This is a genomic window from Pseudomonas sp. P5_B2 (assembly GCF_056400445.1).
Genome location: NZ_JBFULH010000956.1, coordinates 1 through 1,251, shown reverse-complemented (window position 1 = coordinate 1,251; position 1,251 = coordinate 1). Strand labels below are relative to the sequence as shown.

Annotated in this window: 1 protein-coding gene; it reads left to right on the top strand. The window is 50.3% G+C overall.

The window, feature by feature from the left end; all coding sequences use genetic code 11:
- The coding region (locus tag AC1DRJ_RS28280; protein ID WP_477805045.1) for an Ig-like domain-containing protein at positions 1-988 on the top strand (988 nt) is incomplete at its 5' end.
- Positions 989-1,251 lie beyond the last annotated feature (263 nt).

Here is a 1,251-nt window from a genome sequence, read left to right as displayed (position 1 = left end):
CGCTGGGAGAGCAGGGGTCGAGCACAGCGTCGACATGCCCGTTACCCGGATTCCCTTCACTTATAAGTTGATGATCCCCAACGCCAAGGTCATTGCTGATAGTGCCGTAAAGGTCACTTATGAACAGATTAGAGGCGGGGAGGTTACAGCGAGATCAAAAGCCGCAAGAGCCCGAGTCATTTTGGCGCCGGTCATAACATCGGTAAAAAACTCTGCAGGTGCTGAAATAGCAAATGGCGGGGATGTTTCTGACAATAAAGTCATGTTGATGGGGTCTGCGCTTGCTGACTCTGTGTTGCAAATTTTTGACGGTGATACGTTAGTAGAGGAAGTAAAAACGGCCGCGAACTATAAATGGCAGAGCAAGCTGATACCCATTGCCGTGGGGCCGCATCGTTTTACCGCTCGTGAAAAAAGCGGTCAACAACTCGTCTCCGAGCCTTGGTCCGTGAATCGCCTGGCTTTCACCATCGATCGCACTCAAATGAACTTGAAAGGGTTTTCCGTCAAGATTCCGCAATGGCCAAGGACGGGAGAGGACTCGGTGGGCAACACCGCCACCCGTGCGCCAATAGGCGGTGTCCCGCCCTATGACTATGCGTCATCTGATCCGCTGACCGCACCCGTGACAGCTCAAGGCAAGGTGACTGGGCTGAAAAACGGCGTTGCTACCATTTATGTAACCGATCGGGAGGGTACGCGCCTTACTTATCTGGTGGCCGTCACAAATATATTTAAATTGCAAATCAGCACTGAAAAATTACTCGCAGACCTTGCGATTGAATGGATGAATTCGTTAGGGGGTAAACATGTTTTTACCACTGTATTTACTCGAGATGTTATGCGCGTATATATTCCGTTCTTTCCTGAGTATGTTACTTGCTGTTTTTATGATGGCCGGCTTTACTGGTATATGAGGCCGGATTTTTCTTTCTTCGGGTCTCCAGCGCGGCATATGTTTACAGCGTGGTGCCTGATACCCATCTAAGTTCAAGAAGCATAAGAGGGCGCAACTATTTATCCGAGCAATCGGAATATCAGCTCAATGAAGTACCCTGTGTAGGAGTGAGCCTGCTCGCGATGGCGGTGTGTCATTCACCGTGATATTGACTGACACGGCCTCATCGCGAGCAGGCTCACTCCTACATGGGATTGGTGGCAATAAACAGCAATGTTTAAACGGTCTGGATGGATGGGGTTGGAGGATACATAACCTTGCGCCGTTGCCTACGACTGCGCCAGAATCCGCCG